Origin of the sequence: Arthrobacter sp. U41, assembly GCF_001750145.1 — a bacterium.
Taxonomy (GTDB): domain Bacteria; phylum Actinomycetota; class Actinomycetes; order Actinomycetales; family Micrococcaceae; genus Arthrobacter.
This window is the reverse complement of sequence record NZ_CP015733.1, coordinates 160,224-178,569: the sequence shown is the minus strand read 5'-3', so window position 1 is coordinate 178,569 and position 18,346 is coordinate 160,224. Positions and strand designations below refer to the sequence as shown.

At 61.5% G+C, this 18,346-nt stretch carries 17 protein-coding genes and 2 pseudogenes; 6 read left to right on the top strand and 13 right to left on the bottom strand.

Annotated features, from left to right (window positions below; all coding sequences use genetic code 11):
- Positions 1 to 78: 78 nt before the first annotated feature.
- The gene (locus ASPU41_RS19920; RefSeq protein WP_197515875.1) at positions 79 to 942 is read left to right on the top strand and encodes an EAL domain-containing protein; all 864 of its coding nucleotides are present in this window, start codon (positions 79 to 81) and stop codon (positions 940 to 942) included.
- Between the two features lie 29 nt (positions 943 to 971).
- On the opposite strand, the gene ASPU41_RS20750 is transcribed toward ASPU41_RS19920, so the two are convergent.
- From ASPU41_RS20750 to ASPU41_RS20725, 6 genes are all read right to left on the bottom strand, one after another.
- Positions 972 to 1,322 carry a hypothetical protein gene (locus ASPU41_RS20750; protein WP_069952959.1) on the bottom strand — a complete coding sequence of 117 codons (351 nt, stop codon included), beginning with the start codon at positions 1,320 to 1,322 and terminating at the stop codon, positions 972 to 974.
- A 391-nt stretch (positions 1,323 to 1,713) separates the two neighbouring features.
- A complete protein-coding gene (gene acs / locus ASPU41_RS20745) occupies positions 1,714 to 3,762 on the bottom strand; it encodes an acetate--CoA ligase (protein ID WP_069952958.1) in 2,049 nt (682 codons plus the stop codon).
- 114 nt (positions 3,763 to 3,876) lie between these two features.
- Positions 3,877 to 5,010 (bottom strand): AAA family ATPase, encoded by a 1,134-nt coding sequence (locus ASPU41_RS20740; protein ID WP_069952957.1) that lies wholly within the window; start codon positions 5,008 to 5,010, stop codon positions 3,877 to 3,879.
- A 28-nt stretch (positions 5,011 to 5,038) separates the two neighbouring features.
- Positions 5,039 to 6,076, bottom strand: coding sequence for an aliphatic amidase (locus ASPU41_RS20735; RefSeq protein WP_069952956.1), 1,038 nt, complete (start codon positions 6,074 to 6,076; stop codon positions 5,039 to 5,041).
- A gap of 79 nt (positions 6,077 to 6,155) precedes the next feature.
- The gene (locus tag ASPU41_RS20730; protein ID WP_069952955.1) at positions 6,156 to 7,832 is read right to left on the bottom strand and encodes a purine-cytosine permease family protein; all 1,677 of its coding nucleotides are present in this window, start codon (positions 7,830 to 7,832) and stop codon (positions 6,156 to 6,158) included.
- Between the two features lie 451 nt (positions 7,833 to 8,283).
- Entirely contained in the window at positions 8,284 to 8,670 is a 387-nt protein-coding gene (locus tag ASPU41_RS20725) for a MarR family transcriptional regulator (RefSeq protein WP_083266744.1), read from the bottom strand.
- Positions 8,671 to 8,773: 103 nt separating this feature from the next.
- On the opposite strand from ASPU41_RS20725, the gene ASPU41_RS20720 reads away from it, so the two are divergent.
- Positions 8,774 to 9,841 (top strand): substrate-binding domain-containing protein, encoded by a 1,068-nt coding sequence (locus tag ASPU41_RS20720; protein WP_069952954.1) that lies wholly within the window; start codon positions 8,774 to 8,776, stop codon positions 9,839 to 9,841.
- Between the two features lie 362 nt (positions 9,842 to 10,203).
- Here ASPU41_RS20720 and ASPU41_RS22880 read toward each other — a convergent pair whose 3' ends face one another.
- The 7 genes and pseudogenes from ASPU41_RS22880 to ASPU41_RS20690 all read right to left on the bottom strand — a co-directional run bounded on the left by ASPU41_RS22880 (position 10,204) and on the right by ASPU41_RS20690 (position 15,214).
- Positions 10,204 to 10,503 carry a hypothetical protein gene (locus ASPU41_RS22880; RefSeq protein ID WP_157357168.1) on the bottom strand — a complete coding sequence of 100 codons (300 nt, stop codon included), beginning with the start codon at positions 10,501 to 10,503 and terminating at the stop codon, positions 10,204 to 10,206.
- Between the two features lie 76 nt (positions 10,504 to 10,579).
- Positions 10,580 to 10,897 (bottom strand): annotated as a pseudogene (locus ASPU41_RS20715) (integrase core domain-containing protein); the annotation flags it as partial.
- A gap of 114 nt (positions 10,898 to 11,011) precedes the next feature.
- On the bottom strand, positions 11,012 to 12,052 hold the full coding sequence (locus tag ASPU41_RS20710; protein WP_069952869.1) for a tyrosine-type recombinase/integrase: 1,041 nt from the start codon (positions 12,050 to 12,052) through the stop codon (positions 11,012 to 11,014).
- The gene (locus ASPU41_RS20705) at positions 12,049 to 13,008 is read right to left on the bottom strand and encodes a tyrosine-type recombinase/integrase (protein ID WP_069952868.1); all 960 of its coding nucleotides are present in this window, start codon (positions 13,006 to 13,008) and stop codon (positions 12,049 to 12,051) included. The genes ASPU41_RS20710 and ASPU41_RS20705 overlap by 4 nt, the downstream gene beginning before the upstream one ends.
- Positions 13,008 to 14,210 (bottom strand): tyrosine-type recombinase/integrase, encoded by a 1,203-nt coding sequence (locus ASPU41_RS20700; RefSeq protein ID WP_069952953.1) that lies wholly within the window; start codon positions 14,208 to 14,210, stop codon positions 13,008 to 13,010. Before ASPU41_RS20700 ends, ASPU41_RS20705 begins: the two co-directional genes overlap by 1 nt.
- 84 nt (positions 14,211 to 14,294) lie before the next feature.
- Positions 14,295 to 14,885, bottom strand: a pseudogene (locus tag ASPU41_RS20695) (IS3 family transposase); the annotation flags it as partial.
- A gap of 38 nt (positions 14,886 to 14,923) precedes the next feature.
- The gene (locus ASPU41_RS20690) at positions 14,924 to 15,214 is read right to left on the bottom strand and encodes a transposase (RefSeq protein WP_069952951.1); all 291 of its coding nucleotides are present in this window, start codon (positions 15,212 to 15,214) and stop codon (positions 14,924 to 14,926) included.
- 294 nt (positions 15,215 to 15,508) lie between these two features.
- Between ASPU41_RS20690 and ASPU41_RS23615 the strand changes: the two genes are divergently transcribed.
- The 4 genes from ASPU41_RS23615 to ASPU41_RS20670 all read left to right on the top strand — a co-directional run bounded on the left by ASPU41_RS23615 (position 15,509) and on the right by ASPU41_RS20670 (position 18,340).
- The gene (locus tag ASPU41_RS23615; RefSeq protein ID WP_197515666.1) at positions 15,509 to 16,012 is read left to right on the top strand and encodes a transposase; all 504 of its coding nucleotides are present in this window, start codon (positions 15,509 to 15,511) and stop codon (positions 16,010 to 16,012) included.
- A 17-nt stretch (positions 16,013 to 16,029) separates the two neighbouring features.
- A complete protein-coding gene (locus ASPU41_RS20680; RefSeq protein ID WP_231941082.1) occupies positions 16,030 to 17,016 on the top strand; it encodes an IS3 family transposase in 987 nt (328 codons plus the stop codon).
- A 1-nt stretch (position 17,017) separates the two neighbouring features.
- Positions 17,018 to 17,281, top strand: a complete 264-nt coding sequence (locus ASPU41_RS20675; RefSeq protein WP_069952950.1) for a hypothetical protein — start codon at positions 17,018 to 17,020, stop codon at positions 17,279 to 17,281.
- Positions 17,282 to 17,653: 372 nt separating this feature from the next.
- A complete protein-coding gene (locus tag ASPU41_RS20670) occupies positions 17,654 to 18,340 on the top strand; it encodes a hypothetical protein (RefSeq protein ID WP_069952941.1) in 687 nt (228 codons plus the stop codon).
- Positions 18,341 to 18,346 lie beyond the last annotated feature (6 nt).

Below are 18,346 nucleotides of genomic sequence, written 5' to 3'. Positions count from 1 at the left end.
GCGCGTATCCAGGGACTGCTCCGTGCACATCTGGCAGCCCATCCGGGACGCCCGGACGTTGCGCTGACGGAGCACCTGATGGCTCTCGAATCTCTTACGAGACTCCCCACGGATGCCGAGAACCCGTCGTCCCGTCCCGGCGCACCTTCCCCGGAGTCCAGGGAAAGCATGACCTTGCGGATCGAGAGGATATTGAAGGGCCGGATGCTGGTGACCGCGTTCCAGCCGATCCGTGAACTATCCACCGGTAAGGTCCTGGGAGCCGAAGCGTTCACGCGGTTCGGCAACGACGGGGACGGCACACCGGGGCAGTGGTTCGCCGCAGCCGCAGAAGTTCAGCTTGGCAGGGAGCTTGAACTCGCGGCCGTGGAGGCGGCCCTCACCTCAGCTGTGAACCTTCCGGCGCACGTGTACGTTGCACTGAAGCTCTCACCAGCCACCTGCCTGGACCCGCTCCTGCCGGGGCTCCTCGAGGAATCCATGGTCGCTGTGGACCGTATGGTCCTCGAACTGACTGAGGCCTTGACCGTTGATGAGCCCGCAGCCCTGACTGCCGCGCTGGCGCCCCTGCGCCGAGGGGGGCTCCGGCTGGCGGTTGACCACGTGGGTTCGTACGTCGATTCGATCCGCCAGATTAGGCAAATCCGCCCGGACTTCATCAAGCTCGACCGAACCCTCATCGCCGGTATCGAAACCGACGCCCTCCGCCAAGCCTTCGGCGAGGTCATGACCGAATTCGCCGGTCAGGTCGGAGCCGTTCTCATCGCGGAAGGCATAGAGACCCGCGAGGAACTTGCCGTGCTCACCAGTCTCGGAATCACCGCAGGTCAGGGCTACTATCTCGGCCGGCCCACGGTCCGGCTCCGGGACTGGACCCAGTGGAACGAGCCGGTCCGGGAATTCCGGCCGCTGGCGGAGGCAGACGGCGCAGATCCTTCCTGACCACAGGCCGGGCGTAGGGTTCCGTGTCCTCAGGTCGACTGTAGGACGATCGCTGCGTCGGAAGTCAGATCCTGGCGGAGGGATGCTATGGCGGCTTCGGCAGTGCCCAGATATTTGGTGTCGATGTCATCGAGCGGGCACAGACGGCGCGCCAGCAAGGTGGTTGCGGTGGTGATGGCGTCGATGCAGGTCAGCGCACAGGCGTTGTTGGTCGTGTCAGGTGACTGAGGAATTGCGGCGCACAAGAGGATTCTGCGGCAAACCCTGGTGCAGGACTTCGCATCTTCGATGCGGAAATGACGGACCATCGAGGAGCCCACGGCGGCGACGCAGGTGAAGGCCAACACCAGCTCCGGGCCTAGCTCTTCGAGCGTGTCCATCCTCCATTGTTGGCGGGCTGCTGTCTGGAATGCCAGCCGCCAGACTTATCGGACCACTCACGCGACGTATAGCCGTGTGAGGAACCCGCCATTTGACCGCGCAATCGACTTCTCGGCCGGCTTGAAGGCCGGCCCAGCTGCTGGATACTTCCTGACGCTGGAACGGGCTTTGACTGCAGTGTCGCGGGTTCCCGGGCACGGACCGAACTTCAACCCGGACGTGATCGCCAGTTACGCTGCCGGGGTTCCAGGTGGAACGGCCCAAGAGCCGGAAAGGTATTTTCGTCCCGCCTTGTCGGTCTCAATAACGATCGTTTGTGAGACTGACGTGGGTCAACGATGTGACAGTGTCTGACTGAGTAACTGAAGCTTTGAGCGCCGGGGTTCGTGCCTAGCTTTGAAGAGAATTGGCGATCTTGGCGATGACCGTGTTATCGGCGAGGGTTGTGGAGTCGCCGGGGTCGCGTCCTTCCGCGACGTCCTTGAGTAGGCGGCGCATGATCTTTCCCGACCGGGTCTTGGGCAGCTCGGGGACCACCAGGATGGTCTTGGGCTTGGCGATCGGCCCGATCTCCTTGCTGACGTGGTTCCGGAGTTCCTGCACGATCGCGTCTCCGGTGTCCACGGCGTCCCCGCGCAGGATCACGAAGGCGACGACCGACTGGCCGGTGGTCTCGTCCGCGGCGCCCACGACGGCGGCCTCGGCGACGGCGGGGTGGGACACCAGGGCGGATTCGATTTCGGCGGTGGAGAGGCGGTGGCCGGAAATGTTCATCACGTCATCGACCCGGCCGAGCAGCCAGATGTCGCCGTCCTCGTCCTTCTTGGCACCGTCACCGGCGAAGTACATGGTCTCGAAGCGGGACCAGTAGGTTTCCTTGAACCGCTCCGGGTCGCCCCAGATGCCGCGCAGCATGGCCGGCCACGGCTCGCGGATCACGAGGTAGCCGCCGGAGCCGTTGGGCACGGATTCCCCGGCCTCGTCCACGACGTCCACGGCGATGCCGGGCAGCGGGACCTGGGCGGAGCCGGGCTTGGTGGCCGTCACCCCGGGCAGCGGGGCGATCATCTGCGCGCCGGTTTCGGTCTGCCACCAGGTGTCCACGATCGGCGCCGGGTGTTCCTTCCGCTCGCCGTTCTTGCCGGCGTTGCCGCCGATGACCTCGCGGTACCACATCCATGCTTCGGGGTTGATGGGTTCGCCGACGGAGCCCAGGACGCGGATCGAGGAGAGGTCCGACTTCGCGGGGATCTCCTTGCCCCACTTCATGAACGTCCGGATGGCGGTGGGGGCGGTGTAGAGGATGGAGACCTTGTACTTCTCCACGATCTCCCACCAGCGGCCCTGGTGCGGGGAATCCGGGGTGCCTTCATACATCACCTGGGTGGCGCCGTTGATGAGCGGGGCGTAGGCGACGTACGAGTGGCCGGTGATCCAGCCGACGTCGGCCGTGCACCAGTAGACGTCGGTTTCCGGTTTGAGGTCAAAGACGGCCTTGTGCGTGTAGGCGGTCTGGGTGAGGTAGCCGCCGGTGGTGTGCAGGATGCCCTTGGGCTTGCCGGTGGTGCCGGAGGTGTACAGGATGAAGAGCGGATGCTCGGAGTCATGCCCGACGGCGGTGTGCTCGGCGGAGGCGGTCCCGACCGTGTCGTCCCACCAGTGGTCCCGGCCCTCGTGCCAGTCGACGTCCTGGCCGTTGCGCTTGACGACGACGACGTTCTCAACGGTGTGCCCGGAACCGTCTCCCTCGTGGGCCAGCGCCTCGTCGACGGCGGGCTTGAGCGCGCTGGGCTTGCCTCGGCGGTAGGTGCCGTCCGCGGTGACGACGAGCTTGGCCTCGGCGTCATCGATCCGGGACCGGAGCGCCTCGGCGGAGAAGCCGCCGAAGACCACGGAGTGGATGGCACCGATCCGGGCGCAGGCCAGCAGCGTGATGACGGCCTCGGGGATCATCGGCAGGTACACGGCCACCCGGTCGCCCTTGGCGACGCCGAGGGACTCGAAGGCGTTGGCGGCCTTCTTGACCTCCTCGGTGAGCTGGGCGTAGGTATAGGTGCGGGTATCGCCCGGTTCGCCCTCGAAGTAGATCGCGACGCGGTCCCCGTGGCCGTTTTCGACGTGGCGGTCCAGCGCGTTGTAGGCCGCGTTGACCTCGCCTCCGACGAACCACTTCGCGAAGGGAGGGTTGGACCAGTCCAGGGCCTGGCTGAAGTCCTTGCTCCAGCTCAGCATTTCGCGGGCCTGCTTCGCCCAGAAGGCGGGCCGGTCGGCGTCGGCCTCGGCCTCGGCGTACTCTGCGGCGGTAACCACCGCGTTGGCGGCGAACTCCGGCGTGGGTGGAAAGGTCCTGGTCTCAGGGAGCAGGTTTTCAAAGGCGTCGCCCTGCTGTGCCGAGCCTGCGGAAACGGTTGCCGTGGAGATTGGAGTGTCCTGGGACATGTGAACCTCATCATTCATCTCTTGCAGGGGACCATCAGGACAAGGAAAGCCCAGCCTCTCTGGCTGATTCCCTTGGTCCTGGCATTGGGCGGGGCGTCTGTTCTGTTCACCGTTCTAGGGCTTTTCTGGGTCATGAAGGTGGGCACCGATTTGCTCATCGTCGGTGTGCACAAGGACTTTGAGTGGGTGTTGCCGTGCCTGAGCTGAGGCACCAAGGATGCAGTCGGTGACCGTCGCCGCTACTCGGGTTCGGATTACTCTGCGAAGGCTCCGCGCACCAAATACTGGATCGAATCCCTTAGCTATCAAATGCTTGATGACGTCGTCTTCGATACTGATTTCGATGGACTTCCGGCGTAGGCGTGCGCGCAGAATTTCGAGTTCATTGCAAGCAATCTGGTGGGCTGTTTTGTCGTCCAGGTGGGAGAAAACGACAGTTTCGTCGATCCTATTAAGTAGTTCGATGTCGAAGAAGTCTTTGACGGAGGTGCGGAAGATTTCTTCCTCTGTTTGGTGGCCCGCCATCGCAGTCATGCCAGGGGCTAGGGACTGGAGATATCGCGTTACTGCGTGCCGCTTACTTGACCTTCTCCGTGCCACTTTTGTGGAGCCGAGGTTGGATGTCATGAAAACGTAGCAGTTCCGGAAGGAGATTGTTTCCTGTCCGCTGGCCAGGCGGAGGATGCCGTTGTCCATGATCTGCAGCAGTGTTCGTATGACGGTTGGGTGGGCTTTTTCCACTTCGTCGAACAGCACGATGCCTGGAGTGTATGGGTCACCTTCGATCTTGCTTCGGTCGAACAGTGAGAAGTTTTCCTTGCTTCCGGCGTAGCCTGGGGGCGCTCCGGAGAGGGATGCGGCGTAGTGTTCCTGGGCGAGGGCGTTCATGTCGATGCGGCACAGGTCATCCGGCCCGGAACGGAGTTCGGAGGCAATCTGACGGACCAATTCGGTTTTTCCGACGCCGGTTGGACCGACGAGGAGGATGTTTGCCAACGGTCGGTGGGGGTCAGTTATGCCGACGGATGCGATGCTGACGGCGCGTGTGACGGCTTCGATTGCGTTGTTCTGGCCGAGGATGCGGCCGCCGAGGCGGCTGGCGAAGCCGTTTGTGTCAAAGACACCGGGGCGCGGCGGATCCTTTTTGAACGGGTCCGCCGCCTCCCTTGCTGTCTGGTCCTCAACGATGTCTTCCTCTTCGAGGCGCTTGGCGTTCTGTGCGTTCAACATGTCGTTGAGGTACGGCATGGCGTTCTTCCTTTCAGTGCGGCGGGGGTCAGAGTTCCATTGCCTCTTCGACGGGGAGATCCCCGACCCGGCAGCCCGCTACCCCGACAGTGGTCCGGGTGATCGATTCCACGTTTTTCTGGGCTTGTTGGGCGTCTGTGACCCAGGTTTTGTAGAAGTCGAACGGGCAGTCGGCCACGCCCTTGTCCCCGTCTCCGGCGGCGTGGATTCCGGTGTAGCCCCGGTGCAGCAATTTGAAGAGGTGGTTCTGGGACTGATCGTTTTCCCGGGCGTCACGGATCGCGGATACGGAGAGCTGGGCGTACTGGATCCCGTATTCCTCCTCGCCGGTTTCTCCCAGGGTGCGGCCGTCGAAGCCGATGATCGCGGAGTGTCCGAAGTAGGAGTAGACACCGTCGAAGCCAGCGGCGTTGGCGACGGCGACGTAGCAGTTGTTGCTCCACGCCATGGCTTTGGACATGAGGACCTGCTGGTCTTTGGCCGGGTACATGTAGCCCTGGCAGCGGACGATTAGTTCGGCGCCTTTCATGGCGCAGTCGCGCCAGATCTCGGGGTAGTTCCCGTCGTCGCAGATGATCAGGGACATCTTCATACCCTTGGGACCTTCGGTGACGTAGGTCGCCTCTCCCGGATACCAGCCCTCGATGGGGTTCCAGGGTAGGATCTTGCGGTATTTCTGGACGATCTCGCCCTTGTCATTGATCAGGATGAGGGTGTTATACGGCGGTTTTTTGGGGTGTTCCTCATGTTGCTCACCGGTGATGGAGAAGACCCCCCAGGTTTTGCTTTCCCGGCACGCTGCCGCGAAGATGTCGGTTTCTTCGCCGGGAACGGTAGCCGCAGTCGCGTACATTTCGTCGTTGTCGTACATGATGCCCATGGTCGAGTACTCGGGGAAGATGACCAGGTCCATGCCGGGAAGTCCCTTTTTCATGCCGCGGATCATTTCGGCGATGTTTCGGGCGTTCTGCAGTACTTCGCCCTTAGTGTGCAGGCGGGGCATTTTGTAGTTGACGACTGCAACACCCACGGTATCGGGGCTGGAGGAGATGTCACCGTGACGCATTTTGATGTCCTTGATCTGTGAGGGGTTGAAACGGTTTTAGAGTTCTGCGGAATAGAGATGCCGGAAGTTGCTGCTTGGCTTACTTCTGTGCCGGCAGGACGAGGTCCCCATTCTTGTCGGTTGCCAGCATCAGGGAGCTGACGTATTGGGGGGATCCATCCGCGGCAGGGACCGCGGAGGCGATCATGTCGGGGCGTTCAAATTCGATGCCGCTGACGTGGCACCGGAGCAGGACGTCCGAGGGGTTCCCCTCCTCGTCGAGCATGGGCAAATCGATTCCGTCATCCGTTCGGCGAAGGTAGTACTTGCCTTTGGTGATGATTGCCATGAGAGGGGTGGTGAGAACTGCGATGATCACCGCGAAGATCGGGGAGAACGGCTGTACGGCGCTTCCGAAGGCTCCGAAGAACATTGCGATGGAGATACCTGCAGAGAGGATCAGTGAGACGAAACCGACCGGGTTGACTGCGTGGAGCATCCCGCGCCGGAACTCCGGATACATGGGGGAGAGTTTGAGAACGTATTTGTTGATCGCGATGTCGGTCGCGACGGTAACAATCCATGCGATACCGATGTTTGCGTAAAAACCCAGGATGGTGTTGAGGAACTCGAACATGTTCAGTTCCATCAGCAGCAGAGCGATCGCGACGTTGACGATGACGAACACGAGCCGGCCGGGGTAGTGGCGTGTGATGCGGGTGTAGGAGTTGGTCCAGGCCAGCGAACCCGAATACGCATTGGTGACGTTGATCTTGATCTGGGAAATGACGACCAGGATCACGGCCAGGGTCATGGCCAGCCACCCGGGCATCATCTCTGAATAGACACCCAGGAACTGGTGTACTGGTTCCGTTGCTGTACTGGCCGCGGCCGGGTCGAGCTTGGCGATGATGTAGACGGTAATGAAGAGCCCTATCGCCTGCTTGATGGCACCGAATAAGACCCACCCCGGGCCGGCCAGGATCACGGCCCGCCACCATGCGGTCCGGTTGGCCGCTGTTTTAGGCGGCATGAATCGCAGGTAGTCGATCTGTTCGGCGATTTGGACGATGAGGGACAGGCATACGCCGGCAGCGAGCATGACGGCGGCGAAACTTGGGGCTCCGGTCCCGTTCGTACCCTGGTAATCGAAGAAATTGTCAACGGAGCCCGGGTTGGTGATGATCAGATAGCCCATAGGAACAACCATCAGCAACAGCCAAAGCGGTGTGGTCCAGACTTGAAGTTTTGACAGTGTTTTCATGCCGTACACGACCAGAGGAATGACGACGATGGTCGAAACGGCGTATCCGATCGGTTTCGGAACACCGAGGCCCACATAGAGACCTTGGGCCATGATGGAACCTTCGAGGGCAAAGAAGATGAAGGTGTACGTGGCGAAGATGATGTTGGTGATGATGGACCCGTAGTACCCGAACCCCGACCCGCGGGTGATGAGATCCAGGTCGATGTTGTACCGGGCCGCGTAGTAGGCAAGAGGCACCCCGGTAACGAAGATAACGACTGCGGCGACCATGATGCCAAGGAGCGCGTTGGTGGTGCCATGGGCCATGCCGATGGACGCCCCGATGGAGAAGTCCGCCAGGTAAGCAATACCGCCCAACGCGCCGGTTGCGACGACGCCGGCGCTCCATTTGCGGTAGGACCGGGGAGCGAACCGAAGGGTGTAGTCCTCAAGGGACTCCTTGTTCGCGCTGATGCCGGCGCTATGGCCGTCGGCCGGGGCCGGGGCCGGACGTTCAACGTCTGTGGACATAGGAATGTGCCTTTCCTTGGTTCATAAAAAGAGGGGGTAGCCTTGTCCGATCCTGCAAGCTGAAAAAGCTGGTTCAGGATGTCTAGGTCGCAGAAAAATAGGGCTTAGTCACCAGGTCCGGTGTCGAAGGGTCACTTCGTTCGAAGGGCCCGCCGATAGATTCATTCGAAGATGTTTCATATGAAAGTACTTCGTGATTCGGATCACGTCAAGAGCTTTTTCGCATGACGAGACCTAGCAGAGAACTCAGCCGGACACGATCTATGGGCGCGGCTTCAGGCCTACGCTGTGCTGCGCGCGGCCGCGGAGGTATTTCGGCTCCGGCCGGTCCAAAGTTCCTATGCCTGGTCGCTGTGAGGTGGGTACTGCGACGGCGCTCTGCGCGGGCAGGCCGGAACGGGCGCCGGACGCAGCGGTCCTGGGCGTGACTTCATGCGGGCTGAGGGCAGGTTTAGCCGTGTCTGCGTGTGGTTCTGACCGCATCTTCGATGTGGGCCAGTTCTTCCGCCGTTTTCGAGTGTGCGGCTTTGCCCCTGGAGGCGATGTGAACGCGAACCTTCCGACGGTCCCCGGGTTCGACCTCCCGGTAAACGAAGGCCTTGGACACCAGTCGGTCAATGATCCGGGTGAGTGTAGGTCCTGCGATGGACAGGTAATCAGCGAGGTCGGTCATGGTCTGGGGCGCGCTGGTAAGAGCATCAATAACCAGCCATTCGTCCAGGCTCAGCCCTTCGGCCGACAGGGCCTCAGCGGCTTTTTTCCGCAGCAAGTGCATGATCCGCTGATTTTCCCGAATGAAGGAGCCTGGCGCGGCCGACGTTTCAAGGTCGATCGTCATTGACAGCTCCTTATTTCGCCGATAGAGGCCATGATAGTATACGGCAGCTGGTTTATCCTCCCCAACCAGACCCGGCGCATGGAGTTATTCTCGGAAGAAACAGATGACAATGGCTCAATCGTGCGATGAGAGCTGGCGGCTGGCCATGGTCGTCCCATTCCAGGGACCCGCCGGGATGTTTGGTGCCTCCTGCGAAGCCGTAACGGAATTGGCAGTGGCCGAGTTGAATGCAACCTCCGGTGTAGGAGGCCGACCCGTCACTGTGGAGCTGATCGACGGCGGTGCCAAGCCGGAGGCTGTCGCAGCCAGGATCCGGGACCTGATTCGCGAGCAACGCATTGATGCCGTCACCGGGTGGCACATTTCCTCTGTCCGTCTAGCCATCGCCCGGGAGACAGCAGGAAAGCTACCCTACGTCTACACCTCTCTCTACGAAGGCGGAGAAGACAGGGTGGGAGTGGTCTGTCTGGGCGAAACGCCTTCCATGCAGATTGCACCGGCACTGAAATGGCTTCGCAAGCAGGCCGGGCTGCGGCGCTGGCTCGTCGTCGGAGACGATTACGTGTGGCCACGCCTTTCCTGCGCGGCTATCCGGAGCCAGAGCCAGGATCTAGGCATCTCGATCATTGGGGAGCATTTCGTGCCCTATGGTGGAGGGCGCATCCGCCATTTGGTGGACCTTGCAGAGCGCAGCAACTGTGACGGAGTCCTGATGCTCCTGGTTGGTCAACATGCCGTCGATTTCAACCGTGAATTTGCCCGCAGAGGCCTCTCTGCTCGCATTGCACGCTACAGCCCACTCATGGAAGAAACCATGTTGCTCGCCAGCGGTGCCGGAGCAACCGAAAACCTATACGTATCAGCCTCATACTTCAGGTCACTTCGAACGGACGAGGCCATGGACCTAGTCTCCGCCTACACCCGGCTGCACGGCAGCTCTGCGCCACCTTTGAACAACATGGCCGAATCGTGCTACGAGGGGATTCGGTTTCTGGCTGACGCCGCAACCCGGACACGTAGCACCAAGGCCGAACGAATCATTGAGAACACCGTCCAGGCCTCCTACGCGGGGCCCCGAGGGACCGTAAATTTCAATGAAGGTAAAGCGGTCCAGCCAATCCACTTGGCAATGGCCTCGGGACACGATTTCGACATAATCGCCACCCTGTAAACCTGCAGTGCAGGAACAGGCGGCAGGCCGCTCTGAACCGGCGCTGCCGCAAATGGATCCACGCCGCCGGTGAGTAGCAGGCCCGGCTCTGCCAGCCAACGCGGTCTCAGCCGAGAACCTCTACCAGAAACCCAAGGCAGTGGACTGAGAGGTGGTGCCGGGCTGTACCGCCAACGCCGGGCGTGCGGCCGCGGTGGATTGTTTGCGGGAAGTAAGCGTTTGGATGTCATAATCCTTCGGCAGCTGGGTACCGATTCTGACAAGAGTTGAACATCCACATTGCCCTGCCATCATGCCGGGGAAACTGAGCAGGAGCCCGATTCACCGTCCACCCCGCCGGCCAAAGCCCCTAAACGGACCTGCTAATCAAGGCTTTGAACCGGCTCGCGGCGGCCCAGCGCCCGCCATAGCCGCGCGCGTCCGGCAGCCAGCAGAAGATAAGGAAACAAGAACGACAAACGATGGCCGTGGAACCCCCACCACGGCTGCCGCCGGTCAGCGGAAATTTGATGCACCCACATGCAAAAATCGACGAAATCAGGCAGCCATCCCTGAACCGCCAGAAACCGTACCTCAGGAAAAATCGCGGTTAACTCCCCGTAAGACCCTGAGACCCTGTCTCTTCCGTGCGCGACCGGGATGACGGAGGGCAGGGCTGTCATGAATCCATTGATCACATCGGTTGCACTGACTGAGGTGTGTCAAGGATGTGAGACAGCCGGTTGGTTTCTTTTTGGGTTAGGCGGCCGCGGGTAGCGGCTGGATTTTGGTCTTGAAGTTGGCCATTGCTGTGGCCGGCGGCAGCCCATCATTGTTGGTGTGGGGGCGCCAGCGGTTGTAGAAAACTTCGATGTAGCGCATGGTTGCCCGGCGGGCGTCCTGCCGTGTAGCGAAGCTGTGGTGGTGGTAGAACTCGTTCTTCAGGGATGAGAACGCCGACTCGGCGACGGCATTATCCCAACACACCCCGGTGGCCCCCATCGACTGGCGAACAGCGTTTCCGGTGCACCAGGCGCCCATTTCCCGGGAGGTGTATTGGGTGCCGCGGTCGCTGTTAAGCCGAATTCGGCTTAACAGCGATTATGCCGAGAAAACCGTTAAGCCGAGGTTGCGGCTTCTGCTCTTGTGATTCCTGGGTCACTGACCCGTTCCTCGGCTTAATGTTTGGTGTTATTTCAGTGAGTAGAGCAGTTGAAGTTCATCGTCGCTGAGCACATCGGTGCTCGTTTCGCCGATTGCAGGGGTGGCCGCTTTCATCGCTGCCCGCATCATGTCGAGGGTGGCGAAGGCGTAGAACGCCGAGGTGGTGCTCATGCTTTCGTGTCCGAGCAGCTGCATGATGATCGGCAACGGTATGCCTTGCTTATAGAGGTCCATGGCCTTGGTCTTCCGCAGCATGTGGCAGTGGAGATTGCCCGGGACCGAAGGGCACCATTCGCGGGCGACGTCCCCGGCTTTCTTGAGCACCGCGGCAACGGTGTCGCTGGAAGGGGCAATCGGTTGACCGCGGTGGAAGCTATAAAACAGGGGCCGCGTCGCGGGCCGGTTTGCGCGTTGCGGGTGGAACTCGTCGAGATAGACCTTCAGGTGTTCCACGGTCTTCTCGCCCAAGGGGACGACGCGGCTCTTATCCCGTTTGCCCGTGAGGGTCAGGTGGGCCGGTCTTGTCAGTGCCAGGTCGTCAATGGTTAGCGCGGTGATCTCGCCGACGCGGGCACCGCTGTCGTAGAGCAGGATGAGCAGCATGCGGTTCCGGCGTGACTTCACGTCGTTGCCGTCGTAGGCGGCGAGAATCGCTGCCGTCTCGTTCTCTTGGAGGTATTCGATGGGTTTGCGCGGTGTGGTTGGTGCCTTGATGTTCTTGGCAGCCTGGTAAACAGCGACCAGGGTGAGGTCTTCCGCGGACGCGAAATTCAGGAAGGCCTTGACGGCGCTCAGGCGCAGGCCGATGGTTGCGGGCAGGTATTTCTTGGTTTGCCGCATCCATACCAGCCAGTCCTTGAGGAATTGCCGGTCGAAGTGATCAAAGCCGATGTTCTGGCGGCGGACCTGCTTCTCCGTGACCAGGTAATGGAGGTAGCTTTCCAGACTGATCCGGTATGCCTCGATGCTGCGCGGCGCCATTTCCCTGACGTTGGGCAGGAAGTCGTGCAGGTAGTTCCGTGCGTAACCCCAGAAATCAGGTGCCGGTTCGTGGGTTGTGCGTTTCATTCGAATCCCACCTCGGGGAACACGCCTGGGCCGTCGTGGGTGAGTGCTGCGTAGCCATCCATGAAGTCCGGTGATGTGTGGATGTAGTAGAAGGTGCTGTCCAGCGATGCATGCCCCATATACCGGGCGAGGTAGGGCAGCATCGCATTGACGTCGGTGCCTTCGGCCATCCATCGTTCGATGTTGGCGTAGGCGAAATGGTGGCGGAAGGAGTAGGGGTGAGGCTGTCTGCCACCAACTGCCCGTGGCAACCCGGCTTGGTCCCAGATTCGGTTAAACGTGACCCCGATCGATGCCGGTGATACCGGGGCTGCGGTCGAGGAGACGAAGAACCCGGGACGTTGTTGCCCGAACCTCTTGCGGGATGTCCGGTCGCAGTCTGCGAGGACATCGATGACCTGGCCCGTGATTGGCAGGCGCCGGCTCCTGTTGGCCTTGGACCACAGGACATCGATCTCCCCTTTATCGAGGTCAACATCCCGGGGTTGCAGCCTGCGGGTTTCGCAGGTCCGAAGCCCGCACGAGTGCATCAGCGCAAAAAAGGCGACGGACTGCCATTTCCACGGCGAAGTGGTCTCCAGCTCGGTAGCGGATTGGAAGAACAACGAGATTTCCTCGCGGCTCAACAAGTAGGGCTGGGAGCGGAAGAAGCCGCTCTTCCAGGACTCGGCAAGCACATACGCTTCCGGGTTGTCGTGGGTCCGCATCCAACGGCCGAAATCCCTGATGTATGACATCCAGGACGGGCTGGAGCCCGGCTGGGAGGACTTCTTGAACATGACCCAACCTTCTACGGCCTGCTGGTCGAAAGACGCCACCTGGTGTTCCGTGCAGTAGGTGTCGAAACTGCGCAAGTACCAGATGCGCGAATCGCCGTAGCAGCCCATGCCCTGTTTGAAGGCGAGATACCGCGTCAGTTCCCGGGCGAACACGCTGGTGAATTTATACGTGCTCATCACACTGCCCCTTCCGGCAGCGGAAGGACGCATGAGCGCAACCGCTCGGTATCCGCGCTCAGATACACATTGGTCGAGTCACTGTGGGCATGGCCGAGGATCGCCGAGATCGTCGGCAACGCGGTGCCTGCCTGCAACAGCTTGGACGCCGCGTTGTAGCGAAGGGCACGCGTTCCAACCTTCACATCCGCCACCCCGGAAGCATGAAAGACCTTGTTGACAACCACGTAAATCGCCGCATGGTCAGCCAAGGCAACATGCGGAGCCTTCAGCCTCAAGAAGACTTCCTCCTCGGCGGAGACCGGCCGCTCGTCAAGCACGTAGTGCCCAAGCTTGGCCAGGATCAGTGGCGGTAACGGCAGGGTCAGTGGGTTGCCGGTCTTTTGTTGCACGATTCCGATCGTGCCGCCCCGCCAGTCGATGTCCGCCAGCCGCAGGCCGCGGATATCGCACGCACGAAGACCGGTGGACAACGCGAGCAACGCAATCGCCGCGTCCCGTGAGGACACCAATCCTTGCCGGCAGGCGTCAACAACTTCTCCTTCAACTCCGGAATCGAGCAAGGCAACAATCTCGTGGTGCCGTCTCGCCCGGACCAGTGCCAATGCATCGAGCAGATCCGTGCGGGATGTGAATTTCAGGAACGGGCGGAAACTGGCCACCGCCGACCACATGCTCGAATCAGCCCACCGGCTTCGAAGAGACTCGAGAAATGCCAGGACACTGGATCCGTCGGCGTCATCCCACGAGGAAATCCCGCAAGCCTCCAAGAAGATCAGATACTCGCAGGCCAATCCGCCGAAACAATCTTGTGTGGAACGCGCGAGGCCACGCTGCTCCATGTCCTGGGACCACGACACCAGTAGCTTGGAGAATTCCGGGCTGCTGGGCTTTTCCTTCTGCCTGCCCCGGGGCCTCATGGAAAGATCCACGGTGCCGGTAAGCACATAGGAGTCAAATAACCACACCAAGCGGCCGTAATCGGTATGGCGCTGGGCGCTGTACCGCCCGGTCCGCGGGCTCGTCGTCATCGAGGCGAATTCCGCACCCAGCTTGCTTGTATAGAAGCCATCTTGTTTCTTGGCCAGAACACCCAGCCATTTGATGGACTTGCGAACCTGGCCGATCGTGGACTGCATATAGCCGGCGTCTTCCAACGCGGCCACAACGACATCTCCGATGGCCGTGACTGTCGTAACCATTGCCTTGTCCTTCTGCTAGGAGCATGGATACAAGGCAGGTTAGGCGGAAACATTAAGCCGAGGAACGGGTCAGTGACCCAGGAATCACAAGGGCAGAAGCCGCAACCTCGGCTTAACGGTTTTCTCGGCATAATCGCTGTGGAAAATCGCATCCGGGGCCAGGTGTCCTCGGTCCCTGGCCATCGCCAGCGCGCCCGTGACGAGGGAGGCGCGCATGTGGTCGGCCATCGCCCAGCCAACGATCATGCGGGTGCACAGGTCGATGACGGTGGCCAGATACAACCAGCCCTCGCCGGTGCGCAGGTAGGTAATATCCCCGACGAGCTTCGTTCCGGGGGTATCGGAGGTGAAGTCCCGGCCGATGAGATCGGCAAAAACCTTGTCCGGGTCCGAGGGGATGGTCGTACGTTTGAAGGCGCGCATCCGCTTGGCCGCCCAGCCGTTCTCGGCCATGATGGCAGCGACCGTCCCCACGGAAACCTCCACACCCGTGGCGGCGAGTTTGGTGTGGACCATGCGATGGCCGAAGATCCCGTCGGAGGAATCGAACATCGCCTTGACCAGTCCAGTCAGCTCCCGGTGCCGGGCAGTCGTCGGTGATTCTTCGTGGTCCAGCCAGCGGTAATACGAGGCCCGCGGAATGCCCAGCCGGGCGCACATCCAGGTGACAGGGAATTCGGCGTTCTTCTCCTGAACAAGCCGGTAGAGGTCCTCTACCGTTGTTCTTTGGCGAAGAACGCCGAAACTTTTTTCAGGAAATCATTCTCCCTTTCCAGCTCCCGCAGCCGTGCCTCCAACGCCTTGTATTTCGCGGGATCCACCGGATCATCAGGCTTGCCGCCGGACCCGGCCTCTCCTTCTCGATGCAGCTGGACCCACCGCTTCAGCGCGGTCACGGAGATCCCCAGCTCGGGGGCAACTGAAGCGGGCGAGCGGCCAGAGGAAATGACGAGATGCACGGCATCGGCCTTGAACTCATCGGAATAAGTGGGACGGGAAGACATGGGCACAATCCTTTCAAACTGTGTCTCACATCAGTAGTACACCTCAGACCGGGCCGCAGAACAGCAGGCCGGCGATAATCCCCGTCCGGCCCATAGAGGCCAGGGATCTTCCCGAACTCACCCGGATGTACCGGCACGCTTATGCCGACGGCCCCGCGCACCTGCTCGGCGGAAACCCCCGGATGGATCGGTGACCTCTTCGATGGCATCCACGGCCGCCCCCTATCGGCCAGACTCGTTAGAGACCGCTTCTTGAACGAGAATAGAGGCTGGAGGCAGGAGGGAAACTTCACCATGAATACATCCACACCAGCAGGGACTGGACAGCCCGTACCGGAAGAAATAGCCAGCCAGGACCAAGGATCAGCGGAGCAGGGCCCGCGTTCCAACCGGTCGGCACGCAGGACCTTTACCGCCGAGTTCAAACGCGCGATCGTCCAGGAATACGATGCGGCACCGAACGGTTCCAAGGGCGCAGTGCTACGCCGCGAACGGCTCTACGATTCCCATATCCAGGAATGGCGGGCCGCGTTCGATGCGGGCAGGCTCGCGAAGCCGGCGGCACGCCGGGGCCGGCCGAAGAACACGGACGAGCAGGCCCAGATCGCCCAGCTGACCAAGGACCTGGTCGCGGAGCGGGCCGCACACGAGCGGACCCGCGGGAAGTTGGCTTCCTCGGATGCCGCCCTGGATACCTTGGGAAAAGGAGTCGCGTTCTTGGAAGCTCTCTCATCGAAGAACGCGCAATCACCAGCACCGCACACCAGTCGTGGCAATCAGCAACCGCAACGGAACTGACCGGGCACCTCGGGGTGGTGAGGGCCTGCAGGCTGGTGGGCCGCTCCCGGGCCACCCATCACCGGCAGGCCGCGCCCAAGCCCCGGATGCACGGGCCCTGGCCCAAGGCCCAGCACCCGGCGGAGCTCTCGCCGGCCGAGCGTGCCGAGATCCTGTCGGTGCTCAACCGCCAAGACTACGCGAACCTTTCACCGACCCAGGTCTATGTCCGTGAGCTGGACGAGGGGCGGTACTGGTGTTCGCAGCGCACCATGTATCGCGTGCTGGCGGACGCGAAGATGGGCGGGGAACGCCGACGGCAAGCCACTCATCCGACCAAGGTGATTCCGGAGCTCATGGCCACAAAACCGTGCGAAGTGTGGTCCTGGGATATAACGAAGATGCGTGGCCCGGCGAAGGGAATCTGGTATCACGCCTACGTGGTGCTGGATATTTTTTCCCGTTACGTGGTGGGCTGGCGCATCGAGCGTATCGAGGACGGCCAGCTGGCCGCGGACCTCGTGCAGGAGATTGTCGCCGAGACCGGTGGTAACCCTCCGGGGTACCTGCACGCCGATGGTGGGGCGGCGATGACGTCCAAAGCCCTTGCCTCGATGCTGGTGGACATGGATATCACCAGGTCGCATTCCCGAGCCCATACATCGAATGACAATCCGTTCAGCGAGGCCCAATTCAAGACCATGAAATACACCTCTGACTACCCGGAACGGTTCGACTCCGTGAACGAGGCCAGGACCTGGATGGAAGGATTCACCGCCTACTACAACCACGAGCACAGGCATTCCGGGATCGGCTATCACACCCCGGCCAGCGTGCACTACGGCACAGCCGAGGACGTGCGTGAACAACGCCAGCACACCCTGGACCGGGCGTACGGCGCGCATCCCGAGCGGTTTGTCCGCCGTCCTGCCGCACCTCCGCTGCCGCTGAAGGCGGCGATCAACGACCCGGCAAAAAGAGCCGCGCCCTCGGTGCATTTACAACAACCACTACGTCTCATTTGATTTGACAAATTCCGGCCCCGTCGCCGAAGCGTCCCTGGTAACCGCCACCCCGGACGGGCGCCTCACTGCCGCCATCATCACCACTGACACGACGTTGGGGGACGAAAAATCCAAGGTGGCATTCATCGCCGAGCTCTTCACCGACCCCGGCCACCGCCACCAGGGACCGAGCCCACGCCCCGGCTCAACCGGCCACACTCCGACGGGTGTAATCACTAGGACCCCACCTGTGGCCCACGTCGGAGTGGCGATCGACGACGCCTGACATTCACAAACTAGGTCTGCTCCTTGCCGGAGTCCCGCCGGACCCCGAGAGAACCTAAGAAGCGGGACAGTCCCACAGGCCGCCACATCCCCTGGCAAATGGCCTAAAGCCCCTCCATCCGAGGCCGAGAACTCACGCTAGCGTTGGATATTTCACTTTTTCACAACCCACCCCAACCCGGGCGTTGGCTGTTCCCTTGGGTGTGGTTGTGTAACGGGTTGGTGTCGGTTGGGGGGGTGGCCCATCCGGGGCGGGGGGTGTTCCCGAAGTACTCCTGACAGACCAAGCCGGACCCGCCGGAACGTGTCAGGCCGTGTTTCACGGCCGCGGGAACGGGAACATCCCATTGAACCCTTTTCAAGGAGTACTGCCATGCGTACATCTCTCAAGACTTTCCTCGGCGTTGCCGCTGCCGGTTCGCTCATGTTCTCCCTGGCAGCCTGCAGCCCGGCGAACACCGCATCCTCCGCCCCGGCCACTTCGGCCTCGGCGTCCACCTCGGCTGCGGCTGAAAAGCCCAAACCGCTGGCTTCGATCCCGGCGCTGACCGGTGTGTCGACCGCGGTGAAGCTTGATGCGTCCTTCGCGAAGGCACTGGAGACGCTGAAGCTGACTCCGGGCACGGTCGGCACCGCCGCACTGACCGACGGTTCGCTGATCTTCCCGATCACCGGCGGCAAGGTCGATTACTACGACCCGGCCAAGGACTACCGCCCGTTCGTTCAGGGCCTGATCAGCCACGCCGATTCCGGGTTCTCCCTCACCGCCGGGGACACGAAGGTCGACCTGACCAACTTCACCATCGACCCGGGCACTTCCAAGCTCTACGGTGATGTCGCGGTCAACGGCAAGACCGCCGTGAAGCAGGCCTACATCTTCAACCTCGACGGCTCCACCCTGAAGCCCCTGCAGGCCGCCGGTGACACCGCGGTCCTGGAAGGCACCCGCGTGCTGATCTCCGACACCGCCGCCGGCCTGCTGAACAAGACTTTCAACACCGACGCCGTGAAAGCCGACATGCTCGTCGGCATCGCCAAGATCACCGTCAACACCAAGTAACACCCA